This window comes from Streptococcus sp. 3874 (genome assembly GCF_013276425.1).
Taxonomy (GTDB): Bacteria; Bacillota; Bacilli; order Lactobacillales; family Streptococcaceae; genus Streptococcus; species Streptococcus pseudopneumoniae.
On record NZ_VMLA01000107.1, the window covers coordinates 1 to 17,430 of the forward strand.

The following is a 17,430-nucleotide window of genomic DNA, read 5'->3' on the forward strand; positions in this document are numbered from 1 at the left end:
AGAAGCAATAAGTGTAGATAATATTGCGCCCTTTCATGAAATTCTTAGCGATGAAAGTTACTCTTATAGAGTCGTTGGCAACATCTACGAAAACAAGGAGTTACTAGATGCCTGACGTAGAATGGATTATGGAGAATTGCCATATGATGCGTGACAATGGTATCTGGGCAGGAGAGAAGCAGATTTCCTACGCTAGTCCAGATGGGCAATATACGTATTACGTAAACAAGCGTAAAGATGGCACTTATTATTTACATGGATCGTATAAACATTATGGCAGGACGTAGATGGACAGAAGATGAGGTTGATTATCTGGAGTGGTACGTCTTGTCCAGAGAAGAGCATGATTTAACACAGGCTTGCAAGTTTTTGGATAGAAGTTACAACGCAGTTCGGTCAAAATTAGCCAAACTTCAGAAATACAATCCTAACTTGCAATTTAAGCCCAAATGGTCAGACGCAGATGATAGCTATATCCTGAAATACTACCAACGCTTTTCGTACAAGACCTTGGCTCGTATCTTAGGACGTAGTGAGAAAGCCATTCGAGACCGCATCCGAAAATTAGGGAAACGAAAAATTTTAGACTTGACTATATTTCACAAAGATGTAGTTTCGCTAGCCAATCAAGGTATAGCTGTAAAAGATATCGCACAAAAATTAGGACTACATTACAATCAGGTATATTACTGCTTGAATAAACATCAGATTCCTTACAAAAAGCGAGAGTTTAGAAATCAAAGTAACAATCTCGCTTGGAGGAATTTGAATGATATGATTTTTATGAGGAGGACTTAACATGACAGACAACATAAACAAACCAAGCCACTACCAAGGCGCAAACGGTCTGGAAGACCTGAAGAAAGCCAGAAAGAACCTTGATTGGCTGATTGAGGAGATGGAGCATGAGTGAATACGCTTTGTATGATGGCGACACCTTCATTACCATGGGCACTCTTGCTGAAATCAGCAAAGAAACAGGAATTGCCGAGAGGATGTTGAAGTATTACACTTTTGCATCTACACAAAAACGCCATCCGAATGGTAGGGCAGTCATAAAGATTGAGGTGGATGATGAAGGATAAATTAAATCCAAGACAAGCAAGTAGGTTTGCTTTCTTGCTAAAGCAAAAACGTAAGGAAAGGAAGTTGTCACAAGAAAAGTTAGCAGCTAAACTAGGCTATAGTCGCTACCTGATTGCTAAATGGGAGAAGGAGGAAAGTGTACCGAATATTTATAATGTAGAAGATATCTGTACTTACTTTGCTTTTCCTGCTGATATTATTCTCGGGAGTAGGGCATGAAAAAAGCCAGCACAGCTGACTCCTCATGGTATGGTTTCGCATAACTATTATATCATGAGGAGGAGTTCGTGTGCAAATAGAGTTATTGGATATCATCGATGAAAAGAAAACCAGAAAGGAAGCTATCAAAGTCCTAAAAAAATACAGTCGTCTGAGACGGATTGCTGGAGAAGAATACGCCCCCAAAATAACAATATCCTACTCGCTTGAACCAAAATCATCAAGTGGTCAGACAAGTAAGCAGGTAGAAAGCATGGTCTTGCGTAGAGTATCAGCTCAGCAGGATTTAGAACTAATCGCTAAAGCAATCAACAATCTTTCCGATATGGAATATACACGTATCCTAATCGAACGATATTGCAGGAAGAAAAGGAGGGAAGACTACAGCATCTACTCAGAACTAGGCTACTCATCTAGTGAGTATTATCGGATATTAAACAAAGCTCTACTAGAGTTCGCGGAGTCCTATCAAGCAAGCAACCTTTTGGTTTACAAGTGATTTCTGGGAAAATCTTGGGAAAAATCTGGGAAAATCTTGGGAGAATTGGAACGAAAAAAGGTGCTAAAATAGTATTATCCAATGATTGGGTAACGAACAGTCATGAGGACTCCTAAAAATACAGAGGTTTCGGCCTCTTAGACAGTAAGGACAGGTTAGCAGGTTGTTTGGGTCTCCTTGAAACTTTTACCAAGCGTGCGTTTTACTGCTAGACCAGCTGGTTCAATTCCAGCTACTGTCATATTCAATGCCACGACCAGTGGCTTTTTTTGATTATTTGAAAGGTGGTGATACTTGTTTTGAATATTGTAGAACCAATCAGGGATAAAGATGATATACAGGCTATGAAAGATTATCTGAGAGAATGGAATGAGCGTAATTATATTTTATTTCTTTTTGGTATCAATTCAGGTTTGCGAGTTGGTGACATTTTAAAAATTCGAGTAAAGGATGTTCAAGGTTGGTATATCAAACTGAAAGAACAAAAGACTGGGAAGAAGAAAAAGATTAAAATGACTAAAACTCTCAAACGTGAGGTTAGAGAGTATATACAAAATAAACCTCATCATCATTTTTTATTTCAAAGTAGAGTCGGAAAAAATAAACCACTTGATCGTAGGACTGTGGATTGGATTTTAAAAGTTGCTGCATCTGAGTGTGGTATTGAAAATATAGGAACTCATTCAATGAGGAAGACATTTGGATATCATTATTATAAAAAGACAAAAGATATAGCAATGTTGATGAGTTTGTTTAATCATTCATCACCAGCTATTACCTTAAGATATATAGGTATTCGTCAAGATCAACAGGACAAAGCGATGTCAAATTTTGGATTGTAGTTAACCAATTAGACATAACGAGTCAAACGCTAATTCATTTAGTGGATTACTGTATATCCTTATTGTGTCAGGCTTTTTGGCGACTGTTTGAATTAGACAGAATATAAGATATGTCTAATTGAACGCTAGAAAATATAGAGTAACAGCAATTTAAAATAAGTATCTTTAAGATAATTATTGACGAAAGATGTAATGGACAAAGAATATTAAACAATGATTGAAGTTTCAACTCGAGAAGAACGAAACCAGTTTTACAATTCCAGCGAGTGGAGAACGATAAGAAGGCAAGCACTTAAACGAGATCATTACGAATGTGTATGGTGCAGGGATGAAGGCAAGGTCACGACTACTAATTTAGAAGTTGACCATATCAAGGAGCTAGAGTTCTATCCAGAGTTCGCGCTTGATATCGATAACCTACGAACATTGTGCAAAGCATGTCATAATAAAAGGCATGATCGTTTTGATAAGAATGACAGAAATTTCCGAAAAGATGAATGGTGGGGTTAGGTGAACGAATCTTAAACACCCCCCGGTCAAAAAAATCAGGAAATTTCAAAGGAGCCAGTAAGCGGTCTGCACTCGACTGTCCAAATTTTTAACAAAAAATTAAAGGGGGTGGGGGGTAATGGAAGAATACTCGGAAAAAAATATAAAAGAATTAGAAAATCAGCTACTTTCTAAAATTGGCTATTTCAGTCCTAGAAAAAAGGATGCGATTCAGTATGAAAAAGTCAATCGCTATCTTTATCTTGTCCGGCTGCTTTATGAGCTGAAAGCTAAACTTCATGAAGACGGACTGGTCATCACTGTTCACAATGGACAACAAAGATTCCAAAAAGCGAATTCTCTCATCAAGGAAATCAACACAACCAGTAATCAGCTTTTGGCTATTGAGCGGTCGTTTGATTTTGATGTTGAAAATTCTCCTGTCGAGAAAGCTACGTCTGGAAGTGATCTGTTATGATTTCTCATCCGCTGGTTGATGACTACATCAAAATGGCCGAGAATGGAGAAGTTGTTGTCAACAAGGAAAGGAAGTTGCTGTTTAAAATCATCAAGGAGAAAATCTATCCTCGTGATGATTTGTATTTTGATAATGACTTGATTGATAAGTTCATTCGGTTTGCGGAAAAGAATTTTTTCCCTCTGGCTAAGTATCAACTTTTCTTGACACCGTTCATTTTTCTTTTTCGGAAGGTAGACGAGGAACCACACTTTGACGAGTATCTATACACACTTGCTCGTGGGGGTGGTAAGAATGGTTTTATGTCAGCAAGGTCATCGTTTTTTATCAGCCCTATCTACCCTATCAGAGATTACGATGTGACTATCACTGCTAACTCTGAGAAACAGGGTAAGGTTTCGTTTGAGGAAGTTTATGAGACTATCCAAAGGCGTGGTCTTGAGGACCATTTCTATCTGACTAAAATGTCTATCACAGGTCGAGCGAACAACTCGGTCTTTTCTTTTCGGACGAATAATCCGAAGACTATGGACTCTGCTCGTGATGGTTGTCTTGAGTTTGATGAGATTCACCAATTTGAAAATGATAAGGCTGTGAAGGTTCAAAGGTCTGGTCTTGGTAAGATTGCTCATGTCAGGACTTTCTACAACGGTACGAATGGGTATGTGCGCGAGGGGTTCTATGACAAGCTGATAGAGAAGTCTATGCAAATCTTGAATGGAGAGGTTGATGATTTCAGACTCTTCCCTTTTATCTGCAAGCTTGATAGTGCGGATGAGGTGGATGACATGAAGAATTGGCCGAAAGCAAATCCGATGTTGGATGAAAGCACGCCTTACGCTAAGAGGTTGCTTGCTAGAACTAAGGCTGACTATGATGACCTTGAGCTGGAGCCGTCTGGTCGTCAGGAGTTCATGACTAAACGGATGAATCTTCCTGAAGCAGACCTTGAGAAAGATGTGACGACTCGTGAAAGATTACTTGCTTGTTTACGTTCGCCTGGTATTGACTTGTTGGGTAAGTCCTGTGTCGCAGGATTTGACTATGCTAGCATTCGAGATTTTGCGAGTGTTGGTTTGTTGTTTAAGAACGGAGATGAGTTTATCTGGAAACAACATTCATTTGCTCGTAAAGCATTTTTGAAAGCTTTTAAACTTAAAGCTCCTATTCAGGAATGGGCAGATAGAGGCTTATTTACAATTGTGGACGGCCCTAGTATTGACCCTCGTTTATTGGTCGAAAAATTGAATGAATGGAGTAAGTTTTATCAGATTGAGCTTGTATGTGCAGATGGTTTCAGAATGGACTTGTTAAAACCTCTTTTGGAAGAGGCTGGTTTTGAATATGAGTTCTTGAGAAATCCTGGGGCGATTCAATCCAAGGTTGCGCCAATCATTGAAGACGGATTTGCTAATGAACGATTTATCTTTGAGAATGATAATTCTATGATTTGGTATACGGATAATACCTACGTCAAAGAGGACAAGGATGGCAATAAGCGTTTCTTGAAGAAAGAGCCCGTCAGAAGAAAGACGGATGGTTTCCATGCCTTGATTGCTGCTCTATACAAACGTGAGCTTGTACATGAGTCGAACGTTGGGGAATTCCTCGATATGTTAGAGGATTGGGAGTTTTAATCTAAGAATAAATTTTGGGTGGTAGGTTGGTAATTGGATAGGAAGGAGGGGAAGCATGGGGTTCTTAAATTTATTTAAGCGTGATGCGCCTGATGTTGTTTTTGATTTTGAAGAGTTGGAACGAATGTTGGGGTGTTTGCAGTTAAAGAGTTTAGCGATTGATAAGTCGGCGGAGTTTGTGGCTCGTATCTTTGCTAAGTCGGAATTTCGGTATATGGTGGAGAATCATCATGTGACGTCAGACTGGGATTATATTTTAAATGTGCGTCCCAATAAGAATGAGTCGGCCTCGGAGTTCTGGCAGAAGGTCATTTATCGCTTATTGACGAAAAACGAAGTACTCATTGTTTTGTCTGATGATAAGCAGTTACTGGTAGCTGATGCTTTTACTCGTAGGCGTTATGCTCTGTATGATGACACCTTTGAGATGGTGTCTGTCGGGGATTATACATTTCAGAGGAAGTTTGCTATGAGTGATGTCATCTTTCTTCAGTATAATAACAATCGCTTGCAAGAATATGTATCTGACTTGTTTTCTGATTATGAAAAACTACATACTCGTCTGGTGGAAGCCTTAGCTAGAAATAATCAGATCCGTGGGGTTCTGGCTACAAAAGCGAATGGAACTTTTGATGAGGATAAGAGAAAGAAACTGCAGAGATATGCGGACAATCTTTTTAAGTCCTTTACGTCTAAGACGGTTGCCATTGTACCGACAATGGATGGTGTGGAGTATTCGGAGTTGACCAATACGGTAGGAACTACAAATCTATCAGTTGAAGAGTTGAAGAAACTGAGACGTCAATTTGATGACGAGGTTGCGGATATATTAGGTTTGCCGACGGCTTTGATGCATGGAGATATGGCTGATTTGTCTAATAGCCAGAAGATGTTTAACAGTTATTGTTATGAATCGCTGGTTAAAAAAGTGGGTGACGCTCTAAACCATGCTATGGTGAGTTCGGCTGGATACGCTAATCAGAAAAAATTTGTGATTTTTGGTGAGGGGGGACTGGATAAGTTTGCTCTGGCTGAGAACATAGATAAACTCATCTCATCTGGGGCTATGACTCGAAATGAGGTGAGATTGGAACTTGGTCTTGAGGCTGTTCCTGGTGGGGATTCTTTCCTTATCACTAAGAACTATCAGGGTGAAAACGAAATAGAGAAAGGAGGAAATGAGGATGACAATCATTCAGATTAAGGGAGCGATTGTATCCAATGATGACCGCTGGTTTTATGATTGGATAGACATGGATGCAACTGCTCCTAAGGATATTGTATTGCCGACGACGGGAGAAGATGTGGAGGTGCACATCAATTCTGGTGGTGGTGATGTGTATGCTGGTAGTGAAATCTATACAGCATTGCGTGCTTATCAGGGGCATGTGACGGTGAAAATCGTGGGGATTGCTGCTAGTGCTGCGAGTGTTATCGCTATGGCTGGTGATCAGGTGGAAATTAGTCCTACAGCGCAAATCATGATCCATAATGTATCTGCTGGTGTACGTGGTGACCATAAGGCGCTCTTGCATGAGGCTGGTGTGTTAGAAGGGTTTAATAAGTCCATCGCATATGCCTATATTGATAAGACTGGTAAGGCATTAGATGATTTACTGGATCTAATGGAGGGTGAAACGTGGTTTGATGCTCGTTCTGCTGTTAATCATGGCTTCGCAGATAAGGTCATGTTTGAAAGTCAGGAAGCTCCTGTCTTGGTAGCTAGTCAGACACCTGTGATTCCTCGTGATTTTATCGAAAAAATCCGATCTGCGATGACCCCAGATGTGGAGTTATTGGCGGACTTGGTTCGTGATAGGTTGAATAACAGTTTACCTATCCCAGAAGATAAGAAAAAAGAAGACAAGACGGCTGAACCTGTGGGGTTGGGTCGTTTCCCATTTTAAGAAAGGAAATAAAAAACAATGATGAAACTTGGTAATGAATTTACAACTGCTCGTCAGAACTTTATGAATGCAGTAGAAACTGGTGCTCCTATGGAAGAGCAAAATAAGCTCTATAACGAGATGATTGAGGCATTGACAGATAAGTTGCAAGATGATGCTCGAGAAGCTGCTCGTAAAGAAATCGCAACTATGAATCCATACGATGCACAGTTGACTGCTGAAGCTCGCGAATTTTTCAACAACATTGAGAAACTTCCTCCCAAAGGAATTGAGAAATTGTTCCCTCAGGAAACAATTGACCGGATTTTTGAGGATATGGTGGCAGCCCGTCCACTTCTTCAACACATCGGCTTGCGTAATGCTGGTATTCGTTTGAAATTCCTCAAGTCTAGTCGTACAGGTCAAGCGGTTTGGGGTAAAATCAATGCTGAAATTCAAGGACAATTGAAACAAGAATTTGCTGAAGAAGAAGCGATTCAGTCTAAATTGACTGCTTTTGTTGTAATCCCTAAAGACTCTGAAAAGTTTGGTCCTGCTTGGCTACAGTCTTACGTATCCATTCAAATTACAGAGGCCTTTGCAGCTGCTCTTGAAGCTGGTTATTTAAATGGTGATGGGGACAACAAGCCTATCGGGTTGTCTCGTACTCTTACAGGGACTGCAGAAAGTGAAAAAGTAACTTATGCTGAGAAACAAGCTCAGAAAAAACCATTGACTTTCGCAGACTCTGCTACCGTGGTAAAAGAGTTGACGGAGGTTTATAAATACCATTCTACAAAAGCTGACAATACCACTCCTGTTGCAGTAGAAGGTAATTTGGTTATGGTAGTGAACCCTGTAGATGCCTGGGATGTGAAGAAGCAATATACGTCTCTCAATGCTCAGGGTGTATATGTAACAGCTATGCCTTATAACCTCATCTTGGTTGAGTCGGTTGCTCAAGCGTCTGGTAAGGTGACTACATTTGTCAAAGGTCGCTACGATGCCTTTGTAGGTGGGGGGATTGAGTTTGGACGATTTACCGAAACCTATGCTTTAGAAGACTTGAATCTCTACACTGCTAAGCAATTTGCTTATGGTAAAGCGCATGATGAAAAGACTGCTGCTGTGTGGACACTGAGTATTGCAAAATAAAAGGTGACGAAGGATGGAGATTGAAGCTAAACTTCATTCCCTCCTTATTCCTTTTAAGGAGCGGATGAGAATTTTTCATAGCGGAGAAGATGCGAATCTCTCACGGATGTTAGAAAGTTCTCAAATGGTTATTACCCGCTTGGTAGGAAGTGGGAATATACACGATCATCAAATAAGGGAACTTATCTTAGAACGTGCTCGCTATGTCTATAATGACCAAGTTGAATTTTTTTACGAAAATTTCAAAGCGGATATTTTAGCATTATCGTTAGATAAGATAGAAATGGAGGATAGTGATGATTAAGGTATTAAAAGAGTTTTATGACCTCAAGGAGGGAGTCCTTAGGCAAGTCGGAGAAAGGTTTGAAGCGACAGAAGAACGATTTGCTGAGCTAAAGGAACATTTACCTGACTATGTCGAGTTGGAAAAGTCGTCCAGAAGTCGTAGCTCTAAGGAAGTAGTGAGTGTAAATGAAGAGGAGTGAGGGACCAAGCTATCGTTACAAAAAGCCTGAGTCTCAAAATGGAGACCTGAGAACTCCCCTGACTTTCTATACCTCTAAAATAAAAAAAGGGGTTGATGGTCGTGATGTGAGTTACGAGAAGGCTTTTTATACGATGGGGCAAACTTATTCTCCAAGTATGAAAGACGTTGAGATTGCAACTGGAAAAGCGATGAAAGCTAAGATGACTTTGAAGATTCGTGACCCTCTGACAGATTATCAGCCTGAAAATCGGCATTTTGTCGAAGTGGGGGATATCCGTCTAGTTGGTAAGAAATGGCAAATCATTGATGTCCGTCCTGATTTTGCTAATCGGGATTTTTTGATTGTCCTTATCGGAGGTGGTCGTGATGTCTAGTGGAGCTAATCTAAAAGGATTTGATGATATTTTGAGGAATATTGAGGCTCGACTAGGAGAGCCGGTAATTCGTAGAAAGGTCAACAGAGCCTTGAAGGAGACGGTTGAGGAGTTTGAGCCAACTTTCAAACGGGCTATGGCGGTGTACGCTGACACTGGGAAGACGGTTGGTGCGGTCGTTCATGGGAATGTGACTGGTACATCCAGCGGAGTTCCAATGGTTAAATTAGGTTTTAAAAGTCCTCGTTGGACTCTTATTCACTTAAATGAATTTGGCTATGCAAAGAATGGGCATCCTCGTGGTTTCGGAGTCATGCGCCGCTTTTTTGAAGCGAGTAAGCCGGTCTTTAAGTCTAAAGTCGGCATGAAGTTAAAACAGGAGTTTTTGTAATGATTAAAGACAAATTAACTGAACTCTACGATGCTTTGGAAGAGGATGAGTCTTTATCTGGTATTAGTATCAAGTCTTTTGAGCGTCCTGAGAGCTTGGGAGATGGCGAGACCAGTATTGTCATTATCCCTGTAGGGCCTCCAATGCAGACGGCTCACGGTAGTAATACTAGTTTGGCTAAGACTTTTCTCTATCAAATCAATGTAGAGTCTACTAATCGAGTGGAGTGTAAAGAACTCCAAGGAAGAATTGAAAAAATAATGGAAGAACAGGGATTTTATCAGACTGAAGGTGGTTTGGAACAATGGATTCCTGATATTAAGCGCTATGTAGACGTTCGGACTTATCGTGGTATGAGCGCTCTATATGAGAAATACTAGAAAGAAGGAAAAAGAAATGACAGTAAAAGGAACTGCACTTATCGGACTTAAATCAGTCACCATTCGTGTGCATGATGGACAGACTCCAACGGTTGGACAGAACCTCTTCACGCTAGAAGGTAAAGATAATGAAGGGGCTACACAGACCGCTAGAGTAACTGGATTATCTAGTGACCCTGTAAAGACTTATGGTAGTAATGTGGCTTATCACGTCTCCAATCGAGGAGTCGGTGATGTTAAGGTAGAGATGGGCTTGCTTGATGTCCCATTAGCTTTATATACGAATGCTTTGGGGTATGGCGATGATGATGGTATCTATTACTTCGGTGCAGACACAGTTGCCAAGAATGTTTCCATTCTCATTGAAAGTAATACTGCTGATGGGGAACCTGTTTACTATGGTTTTTATAAAGGTCAGCTTTCTATGGATGCTATTGATTTTGAAACGCTCAAGGATAAGGCGAATGAGTTAGCTACTACTAGTGTGAATTTCACTGCGACAGCTAGTTCAGACGTTGCAACTAAGGGGCGTTATGGTGCTATTGTTTATGGTTCAGATGCTGAAAAGTTGAAGAAATTGAAAGGTCAACTAAACATAACCGCTGCGGGGTAGAAGGAGGGCGAAAGCTCTCTTTTACTTTTTTAGAAAGGAAAGTATATGGCTAAGGTTCAATTTACAATTAAAAATGACAAGGGAGAAGATGTCCTAAAAAAGAGCAAAGAAATCACAACTCGTGATTATCGTGACTATTTGGTCATGAACGAATCCTTGACAAGTGATTTATCTGAGGTAGAGAAGCTTGATAAGCAGTTGGGATTTATTGCTAGTTTGTTTGATGATGTGACAGTAGAACAATTACTAGAATACACAGATTTTGCGAAAGTGATTTCTATTTTTACAGCAATTTATGCTCATCTGGTAGGTGATGTAGACCCAAAGGAAAAGAGCTAGCACCTGGGCAAGCGATCAAACGTTTTTATGGTTTTGTCAAGCAAGTTACAGAGGGTCCTTATGGAATGAGCATTCGCGATGTGATGGATACGAGTTGGGAGGACTTGATGGGGGTCTTGGGAAGTCTGGAAACGAGTGAACAAGAAGAAGTGCTTGACTTGGCAGATTTTTTAGAAAGTCTCTAGGTCAAGACTTTACAAATCAAAGGCTTAGGAATATAATAGAGATATGTAAGGGAGGTGGAAGAAATGTCTCGAAAAGAAAAAGCATGTAGAAGATATTGGTTTTGGTTTACCATTTTTATCCTTTATCTTGCTTTTGGCTTGTATTGTATTTGTACAAATTTTGTAGATATCTTTGGTATGCTCTTGCTATCACCCTTTATCTTTGCTTCCCTGCCACTCTATGCTTATCTATTTCTTGGTATGTTTATCTGGGCTTTTATGAACATGGCAATGGATGATTTTTATAAAGAATGATGAAAAGTCCGTAAGGGCTTTTTTCTTTGCTCTGAGGAGTTAGGAAGGAGAACAAGATGGCAAGCGGTACGCCGTTAGGTCAGATGTATATCGAGCTAGGGTTGGACGTGTCAAAGTTCAGTCCTACTCTAACTGGTGCAAAAAACGCTGTAAAGTACTTTCAAAATAATGTCCGTTCTTTGGACAGTACTTTAAAAGGCAATGAAAAAAATGCTAGCTTACTTCAAGCAAAATACAAGACTTTAGGACAAGCCATTGATTCACAACGTAAAGTTTTGGATGAGATGAAGAAAAGTTTTGATAAACTTGAACCGGGGACAGCTAAATTTGACAAGGCTGCTGCTGATATTCAGCGTGAGAATGCTAAGTTGGCAGTAATGGAAGGTCAGCTACGCGGTGTTGAAAAAGCTTTGCAAGATGTGGGGCGTGAAAATAGTTGGTCTGGTAAGATAGATGCCTTGAGTGAGAGATTTGCTAAAGGTGGAGAAAAATTGCGGGCTATGGGCGATGCAATGAAGCCTGTATCTGCTGCTTTATTAGCCGGTTTTACGCTTTCTACTAAGAAGGCGATTGACTTTGAAAGCCAGATGAATACAACTAAATCTCTGTTAGCTGATACCATTCCAACAGCGGATGAACTGAACAGTACCACACAAAAGCTGGGTGAAAGTTCAAAAAATTGGGCGAAGCAGTATGGGATTTCTACTGCATCTATCAATGAAGGGATGCAAGAAATTATCAAGAAAGGTTTTGATGCCAATCAAACAATCGAAGCCATGCCTGCTATCCTAGACGCTGCAAAGGCGTCTGGTGAGGACTTCAATACGGTTATGAACGCCACTACGAATATTTTGCAACAATTTGGGCTATCTACTCAGGATACAGAGCGAGTAACCAATAGCTTAACCTTTGTCGCCAATAAAACGGCTGCTGGTTTTGCTGATATGGGGGCTGCAATGGAGTATGTTGGTCCCGTTGCTAAAAACGTTGGTATGAACTTGGAAGAGACTGCCGCTGCTGTTGGTCTTTTGTCCAACAATGGTATTGCTGGTGAAAAGGCTGGTACGGCTCTGCGTGGAGCTTTAACAAGGCTACTGAAACCATCAGAGCAAAATGCAAATGCAATGGAGAAGCTTGGTTTTTCTGCAGAAGAATTTCGTAGCGGCGCGATTAAGCTACCTGATATTTTGGATCGTATCAAAAAGAATACGGAAGGGATGACAGATGCTCAGAAATCGGCCTTGATTGCTACAGCCTTTGGTACAGAAGCTCAGACAGCGATGAATATCTTGGTTGACCAAGGTGGAGATGCGTTGCGTAATCTTGCTAATGAAACCAAGGGGGCGACAACTTATACCAAGGATTTAGCAAATGAATTATCTAAGTCTTCTAAAAATGGTGTGGAACGTTTTAAATCTAGTTTGGAAGTTTTACAGATTAACATTGGTCAGAAATTATTACCATTACTAACTCCTGTGATTGATAAGGTGAACCAATTTATCGACTGGCTAAGTAAGGCTCCTCCAGCCGTACAGAGCTTGGCGGTTGGTATTGGTGGTTTTTTGGCTCTGGGCTACCCTCTATTGAACTTTCTTGGCAATGGGGCGACGGCTCTTAGTATTTTGATAAAACATGCCGGTAAATTAGAAGGACTATTAAAGGGCGGTCTCGGTCTTGCTAAATTGACAGAGCGTGCTGGTAAATTAAAAGGACTTTTACAAGGTGGTCTCGGTATTGCTAAGGCAGGAAGTGAAGCTACTGTTTTAGCGGAAGGAGCTGGCGCTGCTGCATCTAGTTCTAGTCTCTTGTCTGGAGCCATTGGGGCTTTGACAAATCCTATTGGTTTGCTGGTGGGTGGTGCTGCTTTACTAGCTGGAGGATTGGTCTATCTAGGATATAAGAAAGACGAGGCTCGCATTAAGGCGGAGGAATTTGGGTCTCAGTTGAGTGATACTGCAAGGAAAGAGTTAAGAGATTTCCAAAGTAAGGTAGATGATACCAGTACAGCAGTAGCCAACTTTGGAACCCACGCTGGCGATGCTGAAAAAGTTTCTGAAGCTTTTCGAAAACTTCATGAAGAGGTAGCAGCAGGTGCTGAAAAAGCTAATCAACGTATGGAAGAATTAGCTAAAAAGTTGGGGTTTAGCGATGAAGAAATCGCTAAAATGAAAGTAAAAAATGACCAAGTTGTTTCAAATACCGATGCAATGGCTAATCAGGTCAGTGAAATCTACAAACGTCATAATGGAGACGCTAGCAAGTTTTCTCAAGAAGAAAAAGAAATCGTCTTAAACAACCAAAGAGAGATGATCAAAGCTAGAATCGAAATGATGGAATTATCTGGCGAACAACAAAAGGCTGCGCTTCAGGCTCTGAATGGAGAGATTGGTAGTTTAAATGAAACGCAATTAAAGCACACAAGAGATGTTTTGAAGAAGGCTCTGGATGAAGAAAATCAGTTATACAAAACCTCAAAAGATGGATTGAAACAACTCTTAGATGCCAAACGTATCGATCAAGAAACTTACAATAAAAAAATTCAAGAACTTGAAACAAACCACCAGCAAACCATGGAAGCCTTAGGTACTAAGTATTACCAGGTTATGCAAAACCTTGACGCTAAGGTAAAAGCTCGAACTGGACAAAGCTGGAACTACTGGGAAGAAGCTAAAAAGGTTCTGGAAGAATATGGTTTGTCTTATGAAGTAATCGGTCAAAAGGCAGCAGAAGCTTCTCAAAAAATGGGTGATTCCCATAGCATTCTTGCTAAGTATACTAGTGATATGAGCAAGGAAACGAGAGAAGCGAATGATGCTTGGTCTTTGCTCGTCGGAAACATTGATGAAAACAACAATTTTGTCATTAAATCAAACGTAAAAGAAGTGATTGGGGAAGCGACTAAATCTGCTGAGGGTTGGGAGCAATTGCAATTTATTGTTAAAAATGCGAATATCAACTCAAATGCTCGGGTAACGATTGCTGAAGCTCTCGTTGAGTCTGGTAAGTGGTCAACCATGACACTGGAAGAAAAACAGTTGATTGTCCAAAATCAAGCAGGACTGCAAGCTATCTTTGATAGTGAAAACCATCTTAGAATCTGGAACAGTATGCCTGCTGAAGTCAAGCAACTGCTTTTGGAAAATACAGATGTGATGAATAAGGCTGAGGAGGCTTCCAAAGCGCTCTATAACTATGATGCCTTGACTCCTAAGCAGAAAGAGTTGCTGGCTACGGATGAGAATTTCAGAAAGGCTGTTGCGCGTTCGACTGACACGCTAACGACTTGGAATGCGATTACTCCATTCACAAAAGATTTGAAACTAGATCCTACAAATGTTTTGAACAACGGGCAATTGTCAATCGATAAAATCATGGCTTGGAATCTATCTAATCCAGAGAATAAGTCATTAAATGCTATTGACAATACTAGTGAAGCAGTTGCTAGTGCAAAAGCGAGTGTGAACTCTCCGAAACAGGAAAAACCAATTGATTTACTTGCGAAAGATCAGACTGCAGGCGTTAGAAATGAGACGAGTGCGGCTATTAATGCGATTAAGCAACATAATCCAGTAGATATCCTTGCTAAAAATAGCACTTCCAGTACTGTCAGCGAGGTCAAAAGCGTCGTTAATAGCATTCAAGACAAAACGGTTACAATCAGCGCTCGAGATAATGCTTCTGGCGTGCTTGCAGGCATTAGGTCTTGGATTACTAGGGTAACTGGTGATTTCTTTACCAATGTTTTTGCTAGTCGGCATGCCCACGGTACCAACTATCACCCTGGTGGTCTTGCTATGGTCAATGACCAACGCAATAGTACCTACAAGGAATTGGTTACTCTTCCAGATGGTAGGAGCTTCATTCCTGAGGGGAGGGATGTTCTTCTTCCTCTTCCTAAAGGGGCTAAAGTTTTGCGGGCGGATAAGACCAAACGCTTGATGCGTGAGATGGGGATCCCTAAATATGCTGCAGGAGTTGGCATTCCGAGTGATGCTAAATTCCTTCGTGAGATGGAAGAAGCACAAGCTAAAATAGTGGTGCAAACAAAAGGAGATACAAATAGTAAAGACAGCGATAAAGTCGTGTCTGAGATAGCGATTCTGAGAGCAAGTATGGAGAAAATCCTTACTGCTATCCTTGAAAAGCCGTCAGATACTTACCTGGACGCTGATAAAATTTCAATGAGCGTCTACCAACGTCAAGGTGCGATTTACGCTAGGGAGGGAATGTAATGTTTTACATGATTATCAATGGTTTCAATACATCAACTATCCCTCACTGCGTGGTGACGGATTTTGGTCAGGTGGAGGCAGCTAAACCTAGGGTGGTTGAAGATGCTAACCTCTACGGAGCAAACGGAAGTTATCGAGTGCTGGATGGTGGCTATGAGAGTTATGAACGGACTTTTTCGTTCTATATTCCTAAGTTACTGGATGTTTCGACTATCGTGGAGAAATTTCAGCCTAAGGACAATGTGCTGGAGTTTAGCTACCAGTTGGGGTCTGTCTTTTATGCGGATTTTATTGGTGCAACCTATAGCCCTCATGGGATGCATGCCTGGAAGCTAGAGCTTAAGCTGAGTATGCAACCGTTCCGCTATCAGAAAAATCTTGCTCCTCTTATTTTTACCGCAAGCGGTAATGTCAACAATCCAGGATCTGTCTATAGCGAGCCTGTGATTGAGATTGAGGGAGACGGAGATATTTCTTTGACTATCGGAAGGACAACTATGCACTTGACCATTAGACGAAAAGTGACCATTGATTGTAGACATAAGAAACAGAATATCTACAACGCAGATGGTGTGGTTCAAAATACGCTACGAAAGCGTGGAGGCTTCTTTGAATTGGCTGTTGGCAATAACGGTCTGGTCTTTACTGGTGCGGTTCGTAAGGTCACAGTTCGGCCGAATTGGAGGTATATTTTATGATTTATCTTACAGAGGGAAATAGGCCTTTAAACGAGTCCTACAATGATGAAATTGTCCATTTGGGGAATAATACCTATCAACTGACCTTTCGTTTTCCTACATCGGATCCCAAGTGGGAATTGCTGAAAGAGGAAACTTTTCTGACTGCAGATGACCTGCCTGGTGAGCAGGATTTTTATATTTTTGAGGTTGAAAAGCAACAAGGATATATTCAAGTCTATGCCAATCAGGTTATCAGTTTGTTAAATAATTACATCGTTAGCTCTATCGAGGTTGACCGTGTCAGTGGTACAAGGGTGTTGAGTGCTTTTGCTGGTAGTATTACCAGAGCCAATCCTTTTTCTTTCTTCTCTGATATTGATGATAGGCATACGCTCAACATCAAGGACAAGAATGCCATGGAGGTCTTGGCCAAAGACAAGCACTCTATCCTTGGTCAGTGGGGCGGAGATATGGTGCGAAACGGTTACAACTTACGTTTGTTGAAGAATGGCGGTTCAGAAAATGAATCGCTTTTTATGTACAAGAAAAACCTGTCTAGCTACCAGCATAAGACCTCTACCAAATCGCTGAAAACTCGGATAACCTTTAAAACAACCGTTAAAGGTGAGGGAGAAAAGGCGGTTGACCATGATTATATGGTGGTGATTGACAGCCCCTTACTTGGGAACTACAGCCAAATCTATGAAGATGTCGTGGAGGTCAATGACCAAGACGTGACAGATGAGGCTAGCTTGATTGCATATGGTAAGCAGTATTTTCGGACAAGTATGTGCGACATGCTAGAAGATAACCTTGAAATCTCGGTTGTCGGTCAGAGTGATGTTGCGGTGCAGATGTTTGATGTGGTCAGTATCTACCATGAGTGGTACGGTCTTGATGTTCGTAAGAAAATCACCAAATATACCTATTCGCCAATGGCAAAACGCCTAAAATCAATAGGTTTTGGGACCTTCCAGTCCAGTCTTGCAAATGCGATCGGTGGGATTGTAAATGATGCCGTTTTGAATGAAAGCCGAAATCTGCATCAGATTTTTGAAGAACGTTTGAAAAAGGAAATCGCCAACGCTGACCGTGCTTTTGACGCTGAATTTACTAAGCGTGAGAAAGCTATCACGGATGCCATCGAACTTGCCAAGGCTAAGG

General features: G+C 40.9%; 23 protein-coding genes. All 23 read left to right on the forward strand.

Annotated features, from left to right (window positions below; genetic code table 11):
* Positions 1-107: 107 nt before the first annotated feature.
* Positions 108-287, forward strand: coding sequence for a hypothetical protein (locus HT703_RS09925; RefSeq protein WP_172928375.1), 180 nt, complete (start codon positions 108-110; stop codon positions 285-287).
* Entirely contained in the window at positions 238-798 is a 561-nt protein-coding gene (locus HT703_RS09930) for an Lrp/AsnC family transcriptional regulator (RefSeq protein WP_172928376.1), read from the forward strand. The genes HT703_RS09925 and HT703_RS09930 overlap by 50 nt, the downstream gene beginning before the upstream one ends.
* 107 nt (positions 799-905) lie before the next feature.
* A complete protein-coding gene (locus HT703_RS09935; RefSeq protein WP_050207556.1) occupies positions 906-1,085 on the forward strand; it encodes a hypothetical protein in 180 nt (59 codons plus the stop codon).
* Positions 1,075-1,305, forward strand: a complete 231-nt coding sequence (locus tag HT703_RS09940) for a helix-turn-helix transcriptional regulator (protein ID WP_000653363.1) — start codon at positions 1,075-1,077, stop codon at positions 1,303-1,305. Before HT703_RS09935 ends, HT703_RS09940 begins: the two co-directional genes overlap by 11 nt.
* Positions 1,306-1,375: 70 nt before the next feature.
* Entirely contained in the window at positions 1,376-1,804 is a 429-nt protein-coding gene (locus tag HT703_RS09945) for an ArpU family phage packaging/lysis transcriptional regulator (protein ID WP_023940104.1), read from the forward strand.
* 299 nt (positions 1,805-2,103) lie between these two features.
* Positions 2,104-2,646 (forward strand): site-specific integrase, encoded by a 543-nt coding sequence (locus HT703_RS09950; RefSeq protein WP_001028145.1) that lies wholly within the window; start codon positions 2,104-2,106, stop codon positions 2,644-2,646.
* Between the two features lie 213 nt (positions 2,647-2,859).
* Entirely contained in the window at positions 2,860-3,156 is a 297-nt protein-coding gene (locus HT703_RS09955; RefSeq protein WP_000573817.1) for an HNH endonuclease, read from the forward strand.
* 118 nt (positions 3,157-3,274) lie between these two features.
* Positions 3,275-3,613, forward strand: a complete 339-nt coding sequence (locus tag HT703_RS09960; RefSeq protein ID WP_000393459.1) for a hypothetical protein — start codon at positions 3,275-3,277, stop codon at positions 3,611-3,613.
* Positions 3,610-5,250 carry a terminase TerL endonuclease subunit gene (locus HT703_RS09965; RefSeq protein WP_023938748.1) on the forward strand — a complete coding sequence of 547 codons (1,641 nt, stop codon included), beginning with the start codon at positions 3,610-3,612 and terminating at the stop codon, positions 5,248-5,250. The genes HT703_RS09960 and HT703_RS09965 overlap by 4 nt, the downstream gene beginning before the upstream one ends.
* Positions 5,251-5,305: 55 nt before the next feature.
* On the forward strand, positions 5,306-6,454 hold the full coding sequence (locus tag HT703_RS09970; RefSeq protein WP_023937059.1) for a phage portal protein: 1,149 nt from the start codon (positions 5,306-5,308) through the stop codon (positions 6,452-6,454).
* Positions 6,435-7,157: a head maturation protease, ClpP-related gene (locus HT703_RS09975; RefSeq protein ID WP_023933956.1), complete on the forward strand. Its 723-nt coding sequence runs from the start codon at positions 6,435-6,437 to the stop codon at positions 7,155-7,157. Before HT703_RS09970 ends, HT703_RS09975 begins: the two co-directional genes overlap by 20 nt.
* Before the next feature lie 18 nt (positions 7,158-7,175).
* Positions 7,176-8,291, forward strand: a complete 1,116-nt coding sequence (locus HT703_RS09980) for a phage major capsid protein (protein WP_000976937.1) — start codon at positions 7,176-7,178, stop codon at positions 8,289-8,291.
* A gap of 13 nt (positions 8,292-8,304) precedes the next feature.
* Positions 8,305-8,595, forward strand: coding sequence for a hypothetical protein (locus HT703_RS09985; RefSeq protein ID WP_000401889.1), 291 nt, complete (start codon positions 8,305-8,307; stop codon positions 8,593-8,595).
* The gene (locus tag HT703_RS09990; protein WP_000598693.1) at positions 8,588-8,776 is read left to right on the forward strand and encodes a hypothetical protein; all 189 of its coding nucleotides are present in this window, start codon (positions 8,588-8,590) and stop codon (positions 8,774-8,776) included. The genes HT703_RS09985 and HT703_RS09990 overlap by 8 nt, the downstream gene beginning before the upstream one ends.
* The gene (locus HT703_RS09995) at positions 8,763-9,152 is read left to right on the forward strand and encodes a hypothetical protein (RefSeq protein WP_000830391.1); all 390 of its coding nucleotides are present in this window, start codon (positions 8,763-8,765) and stop codon (positions 9,150-9,152) included. Before HT703_RS09990 ends, HT703_RS09995 begins: the two co-directional genes overlap by 14 nt.
* Positions 9,145-9,543: a hypothetical protein gene (locus HT703_RS10000; RefSeq protein WP_172925358.1), complete on the forward strand. Its 399-nt coding sequence runs from the start codon at positions 9,145-9,147 to the stop codon at positions 9,541-9,543. The genes HT703_RS09995 and HT703_RS10000 overlap by 8 nt, the downstream gene beginning before the upstream one ends.
* Positions 9,543-9,923: a hypothetical protein gene (locus tag HT703_RS10005; RefSeq protein WP_000588569.1), complete on the forward strand. Its 381-nt coding sequence runs from the start codon at positions 9,543-9,545 to the stop codon at positions 9,921-9,923. Before HT703_RS10000 ends, HT703_RS10005 begins: the two co-directional genes overlap by 1 nt.
* Positions 9,924-9,939: 16 nt before the next feature.
* Positions 9,940-10,536 carry a major tail protein gene (locus HT703_RS10010; protein ID WP_000216339.1) on the forward strand — a complete coding sequence of 199 codons (597 nt, stop codon included), beginning with the start codon at positions 9,940-9,942 and terminating at the stop codon, positions 10,534-10,536.
* A gap of 45 nt (positions 10,537-10,581) precedes the next feature.
* On the forward strand, positions 10,582-10,875 hold the full coding sequence (locus HT703_RS10015) for a hypothetical protein (RefSeq protein WP_001151571.1): 294 nt from the start codon (positions 10,582-10,584) through the stop codon (positions 10,873-10,875).
* A 248-nt stretch (positions 10,876-11,123) separates the two neighbouring features.
* Positions 11,124-11,354: a hypothetical protein gene (locus HT703_RS10020; RefSeq protein WP_000087358.1), complete on the forward strand. Its 231-nt coding sequence runs from the start codon at positions 11,124-11,126 to the stop codon at positions 11,352-11,354.
* Between the two features lie 56 nt (positions 11,355-11,410).
* Entirely contained in the window at positions 11,411-15,586 is a 4,176-nt protein-coding gene (locus HT703_RS10025) for a phage tail tape measure protein (RefSeq protein ID WP_172930063.1), read from the forward strand.
* Positions 15,586-16,284 carry an adenylosuccinate synthetase gene (locus HT703_RS10030; RefSeq protein WP_055356733.1) on the forward strand — a complete coding sequence of 233 codons (699 nt, stop codon included), beginning with the start codon at positions 15,586-15,588 and terminating at the stop codon, positions 16,282-16,284. The genes HT703_RS10025 and HT703_RS10030 overlap by 1 nt, the downstream gene beginning before the upstream one ends.
* Positions 16,281-17,430: phage tail spike protein (locus tag HT703_RS10035; protein ID WP_172930064.1), on the forward strand; the 1,150-nt coding region annotated here is incomplete at its 3' end. The genes HT703_RS10030 and HT703_RS10035, both read left to right, overlap by 4 nt.